Here is a 5,569-nt window from a genome sequence, read left to right on the forward strand (position 1 = left end):
TCGGCGGCGCGGGACCCGCGGCACGCCGACGCGCTGCTGTGCGGGCCCGTCACCTACCTCGAGCCGCCGCCCGCGGAAGGTTACGACGTCGTCGACCTGTACCCCCTGGTCAACCCTCATCCCGGCCGTCCGGCGCCCGGCCCCGGCGAGATCGTCGATAGTACTCAGTACGAACTGTTCTGGTCGCTCTCGTTCGCGCTGACGGTGCCGACGTGGCAGCGAATCGGCGGCTTCAGCACGGCGTACGTCGGCTACGGCGGCGAAGACACGGACTTTGGCCAGCTCGCCGCGTGCCGAGCCGTCACGATGCGGTGGGTCGGTGATGCCCACGCATTTCACCAGCACCATCCGGTGTCCGACCCGCCCGTCGAACATCTCGACGACATCCTGATCAACGCCAACGTCTTTCACGACCGGTGGGGATGGTGGCCGATGCAGGGCTGGCTCGACGCGTTCGCCGCACGGCGCCTGATCAGGTGGGACGGCGTCAGTCGGCCCGCCGTCGTGGCCGCCACCAGGGGCGAGGCAGGGTGACCGACGACGCATTGCGCGTGGCAGTGCTGGCATCGGCCCGCTACCCCGTTCGCCAGCCGTTCGCAGGTGGCCTGGAAGCCCACGTGTCACAGGTGGTGCACGCGCTCAACGCACGTGGTCACACCGTCAGCCTGTTCGCCGCCGAGGGGTCGTCAACGGATCTACCCTGCGAAGTGTTGCCCGTGCACACATTCGAGATGACGACGAGGTCGCGCCGGGATTGGCTCACGCCGGCGTGGACCGTCCACGAGACCCACGCCTACGTCTCGGTGATGCTGGAATTGGCTGGTGCGCTGCGTGATTCGTTCGACGTCGTGCACAACCACAGTCTGCACTACATACCGTTGGCGCTCGCCAGGACCATCCCCATGCCAATGCTCACCACACTGCACACGCCGCCGCTGCCGTGGATGGAGTCCGCCGTGGCGTTGCCCGGCGGCGTGGCAAGCGATTTCGTCGCGGTCAGCGAGTACACGGCCGCTCAGTGGCGGCCGGTCAACGGTGTCGTGCCCGTGATCGCCAACGGCATCGACCTTGAGGCGTGGCGACCAGGCCCCGGCGGTGACTATGCCGTGTGGACGGGCCGGATCGTGCCAGAGAAGGGTCTGACCGTCGCCATCGAAGCAGCGAGAGGGGCCGGCTTCACCCTGCGCTTCGCCGGTCCGGTCGGGGACACGGCGTACTTCGAGCAGGACGTGCGACCGCTGCTGGGGCCGGACGTGCGCTACGAGGGCCATCTCCATCAGCGTGACCTCGTCACACTGGTGGGCGGTGCGGCCGTCGCGCTCGTCACGCCGCAGTGGGACGAGCCCTACGGACTGGTGGCAGCCGAGGCGCTGGCCTGTGGAACGCCGGTCGCCGCCCTGGCCCGTGGGGGGATACCCGAGATCCTCGACGACTCCAGTGGCAGGCTGGTTCCGCCCGGTGACGCCGAGGCGCTGCGGCGCGCCGTCATTGACGCGGCGGCGATGCCGAGGTCCGCCGCTCGGGCGCGGGCCGAGACGCACTGCTCGCAGGACGCCATGATCACCCGGTACCTCGACAAGTACCGCGAATTGATCGACAGCCGTGCCGTCGGTGCGACGGGAGTTCCCTTCGCCGGGTGAACTCTCAAATGATCGGGTCGTCACCAGGCCGCAGCACGCGTAGCCACCGATAGCCGTACGCGTCCAGGCTGAGCTCCGCCCGCCCGGCCGAGTCCAGTGGGTATTCCGTGAGCCCGTCGAGGAGGTCGACCAGCACCGACCCCGCAGGCGCGTCCTCGAGCTCGATCGGCACCAGGCAACCCTCATCGCCGAAGTTGTGCAATGCCAACATCTCCCACGCTGAATCCGTCCGGCAGACATGGGCCAGCACCGACCGGTTGGGCTGCTTCACGATGGCCGGCGTCGACCAGCCGATCTCCGGCTGTTGGCGGTAGGTGTAGATGAGGTCGCGGATGAACCACCAGAACGAACCATGGTCGTGGCGTTGCGCGGCAGCGTTCACGCGGTCGGGTCCGAACAGTCCGTCGGGGAGTGGGCGGGTGAGCTTGCGCTTGGCGGCCGTCGAGAAGCCACCGTTGACCCCGTCGCTCCACTGCATTGGCGAGCGAACCGCCAATCGTCCGGGAATGTCGAGGTTTTCGGCCATTCCGATCTCCTCGCCGTAGAACAGGACCGGGCTGCCTGGCAGGGAGAAGGCCAGCGAGTACACCATCCGCATTCGGCGCTCGTCGCCGCCGAGCATGGACGGCAGCCGCCGTCGCAGCCCCCGGTCGTAGAGCTGCATGTCCGGGTCCGGCCCGAAGGCGTCGAAGACTTCCTGACGTTCGGCATCGCTCAGCTTGTCCAGCGTCAGCTCGTCGTGATTGCGCACGAAGTTCGCCCACTGGCTGGTCACGTCGAGGCTTGGCCGCTGGCGCAGTGCCCTGGCCAACGGCCTGGCGTCGCCTCGCGCCAGCGACAGGTAGATGCTCTGCATGCCGATGAAGTCGAACTGCATGTTCAGGCCGTCGCCATCGGGCCCACCGAAGAAGGCCTTCTGGTCCTTGTAAGCGACGTTGACCTCGCCAAGGAGCACGGCGTCGCCGACGCGGCGGGTGACGAAGTTGCGTACGTCGCCCAGGTATTCGTAGGGATCGAAGACGCCGGGATCGCCGGGGACGCCGTCCTTGGCGAACAGGAACGGCACCGCGTCGATGCGGAATCCGGAGACGCCGAGCTCGAGCCAGAACCCTAGGGTGCGTGAGATCTCTTCCTGCACCTTGGGATTGGCGATGTTGAGGTCGGGCTGATGTTTGTAGAAGTGATGCAGGTACCACTCGTCGGTCTTGGGGTCGAGCTCCCAGATGCTGTCCTCCTGGTCGGGGAAGACGACGTCCTTGGGGCTGGACTTCGGTTCGGTAGCGCTCCACACGTAGTAGTCCCGGTAGGGGTCGTCCTTGCTGCGGCGGGCGGACTTGAACCACGGGTGGGCGTCGGAGGTGTGGTTCATCACGAAGTCGATGATCACCCGGATTCCTGCCGACCGAGCCGTGCGCATCAGCTCGACGAAGTCGCCGAGATTGCCAAGCCGCGAATCCACGCCGAAGAAGTCGGTGATGTCGTAGCCGTCGTCCTTGCGGGCGGTCGGGTAGAACGGCATCAACCACAGGCACGTCACGCCGAGGTCGGCGAGATACTCGATGCGGTCGGCCATCCCACGGATGTCGCCAGTGCCATCGCCGTTGCTGTCGTTGAACGTCTCGATGTCGGCGCAGTAGAAGACGGCGTTCTTCCACCACAGGTCGCCGGTGTCGACGCTCCTCATGCCATCGCCGTGCTCGTCGCTGGGGCGGTCGGGGACAGTTGCGGCAGAACGCGGTCACCGAACGCATCGATGAACTCGGCCTGCCGTTGGCCGACGAAGTGAAGGTACAGCTCGTCCCAGCCCTGCTCGACGTACTCCGCGAGCCAGTCCGCATGTTGCGCGAGCTCGCTGGAGATCCGCACCGACTCAGCCACCTGCTCGGGCGTCACGGTCTTGCCGATGACGTCGAAGGCCTCCACCGTCTCGAGATCCCAGGCCACCGGCGGGCCGAAGACGTTGTTGCGCCACTGGTCGTAGGCGATCGCGCGCGCCTCGTCGATGGTCGGCGCCCAACTGAGGTGGATCTGCAGCCGGGCCGGACCGCGGCCGCCTGCGTCGCGGTAGGAGTCGAGGATCTTCTGCAGAGTCTCTTTGGGTTGGTTGACGGTGATCAACCCGTCCGCCCACTCGGCATGCCGCGCAGCGGTTCTCGGTGTCACGGCCGGCCCGACGAGATCGGGGACCTGGTCGGGCAGCGTCCACAACCGGGCGCGGTTGACGTTGACGAGCCCATCGTGGCTGACCTCCTCACCCTTGAGCAGCCGTCGGATCACGTCGACGCACTCGAGTAGCCGCTGGTCGCGGACCTCCTTGCGGGGCCACACCTCGCCGGTGACGCGCTCGTTGGAAGCCTCGCCGGAGCCAAGGGCAGCCCAGAACCGACCGGGGAACATCTGAGCGAGCGTCGCGATGGCCTGGGCGATGATCGCCGGGTGGTAGCGCTGGCCCGGCGCGTTGACCACGCCGAAGGGCAGATTGGTGGTGGCCAACGCGGCGCCGAGGAACGACCAGGCGAACCCGGACTCGTTCTGCCGCTCGCTCCACGGGCTCAGGTGATCCGAGGACATGCCGGCGGTGAAGCCGGCGCGTTCGGCGTGTTGAACGTCGCGGAGCAGCTGGGCGGGACTGATCTGTTCGTGGGAACAGTGGAATCCGATGACCGTCATGGCCGCGGCATACCCGTTCTGCCCGACACTTACGTGGACGTCAGAAAACGGGACTCGCTTTCCGTCCGATCGGTCGCTCAGCGCGAACCGGTCACCAGGTTCGGGGGCGTACCGCCGTCTGCGTAGACGCCGATCTGGTGCTGGGCGACTTGCCAAGCGCGATCCCACGCTCCCTCGGTGCTGCCCGCCACGTGTGGCGTCAGCAGCAAACCGGGCGCCGACCACAACGGATGGCCGTCCGGCAGGGGTTCGGGATCGGTAACGTCCAGCGCCGCCCGCAGGCGGCCGGACGTCAGCTCGGCGAGGAGCGCCTCGGTGTCGACGGCGCTGCCCCGGCCCGCGTTGACGACGATGGCACCGTCGCGCAGCTTGGCAAGGAACTCGGCGTCGATGAGGCGGTTCGTCGCTGCGTTGCTCGGCAGCATCGCGACCACTGCGTCGCTGTCCGGAAGCAAGGAGTCGATCTCGCCGAGCGCGAGCACGCCGGGCCTGGCTCGCTGCCCGACCAGTGTTACGTCGGTCTCGAACGGCGCGAGCCGGGCCGCGAGGTTCACCGCCAGATCGCCTGCCCCGAGGATCACCACCCGCTTGCCGATCAACGTCTCGGTGTCCCGGGGCCGCCAGGCTCCGCGCTGCTGTTGCTCGCCGAAGTACGGGAGCTGGCGGTAGATCGAGAGCAGTGCGGCGACCACCCATTCGGCCGACGAACCGCCGTGCGCCCCACGGCCGTTGGACAACAGGACGCCCTCGGGGACGTGCGGAAGCCACTGTTCATAGCCGGCGTTCAGCGTTTGGACGAGCCGCAGGTTCAGCAGTTCCGCGAACCGCGCCCCGACGGCGGGGGCGTTCTCGAACCCCACCACCACGACGGTCGCATCGAGGTGCTCCGGGCGCCACGGCGCGCCGGGCTCGTAGAAGACCGCCTCGATCTTCGGGTGCCCGCCGGAGAGGTCGAGTCCGATATCGTTGGGGACGAGGACCTTCACTCGCATGGCATTCGGTCCGGTCACTCGCCCAAGATTAGGGCACGTTTGTCCTATAAAAGCTGGCGGGATCGGCGAGGCGAATGATTGTCTTGTCCACACGACGCCGACCGTCCAGCCCAGCGCCAAGCACGTCCGTTCCAACCAGTGACGAAGGGAAGATGAGTGGTCTTCCGCGCTGATGACGAGATCGGACGGGATCTCGCCCTCGTCGACTGGACCGCTACCCCGCTGGGCCCGCCCGACGGTTGGCCGCAGAGCCTACGAACGGCCGTC

At 67.4% G+C, this 5,569-nt stretch carries 5 protein-coding genes; 2 read left to right on the top strand and 3 right to left on the bottom strand.

Going from position 1 to position 5,569, the window contains the following annotated elements; all coding sequences use genetic code 11:
- Positions 1 to 534, top strand: a 534-nt coding sequence (locus tag ABW137_RS32560) for a glycosyltransferase family 2 protein (RefSeq protein WP_526406520.1), incomplete at its 5' end; no start/stop codon positions are given.
- Positions 531 to 1,640, top strand: coding sequence for a glycosyltransferase (locus ABW137_RS32565; protein ID WP_526406522.1), 1,110 nt, complete (start codon positions 531 to 533; stop codon positions 1,638 to 1,640). The genes ABW137_RS32560 and ABW137_RS32565, both read left to right, overlap by 4 nt.
- 4 nt (positions 1,641 to 1,644) lie before the next feature.
- On the opposite strand, the gene ABW137_RS32570 is transcribed toward ABW137_RS32565, so the two are convergent.
- From ABW137_RS32570 to ABW137_RS32580, 3 genes are all read right to left on the bottom strand, one after another.
- A complete protein-coding gene (locus ABW137_RS32570) occupies positions 1,645 to 3,324 on the bottom strand; it encodes an alpha-amylase family protein (protein ID WP_526406524.1) in 1,680 nt (559 codons plus the stop codon).
- Positions 3,321 to 4,310, bottom strand: a complete 990-nt coding sequence (locus ABW137_RS32575; RefSeq protein ID WP_526406526.1) for a TIGR03885 family FMN-dependent LLM class oxidoreductase — start codon at positions 4,308 to 4,310, stop codon at positions 3,321 to 3,323. Before ABW137_RS32575 ends, ABW137_RS32570 begins: the two co-directional genes overlap by 4 nt.
- A gap of 77 nt (positions 4,311 to 4,387) precedes the next feature.
- On the bottom strand, positions 4,388 to 5,320 hold the full coding sequence (locus ABW137_RS32580; protein ID WP_526406528.1) for a 2-hydroxyacid dehydrogenase: 933 nt from the start codon (positions 5,318 to 5,320) through the stop codon (positions 4,388 to 4,390).
- Positions 5,321 to 5,569 lie beyond the last annotated feature (249 nt).

Origin of the sequence: Mycobacterium sp., from assembly GCF_040509115.1 — a bacterium.
Classification (GTDB): Bacteria; Actinomycetota; Actinomycetes; order Mycobacteriales; family Mycobacteriaceae; genus Mycobacterium.

Bases quoted from the DNA above. Each gene is read 5' to 3' on its own strand.
- ABW137_RS32575 (WP_526406526.1), bottom strand. From the start codon at position 4,310: ATGACGGTCATCGGATTCCACTGTTCCCACGAACAGATCAGTCCCGCC.
- ABW137_RS32570 (WP_526406524.1), bottom strand. From the start codon at position 3,324: ATGAGGAGCGTCGACACCGGCGACCTGTGGTGGAAGAACGCCGTCTTC.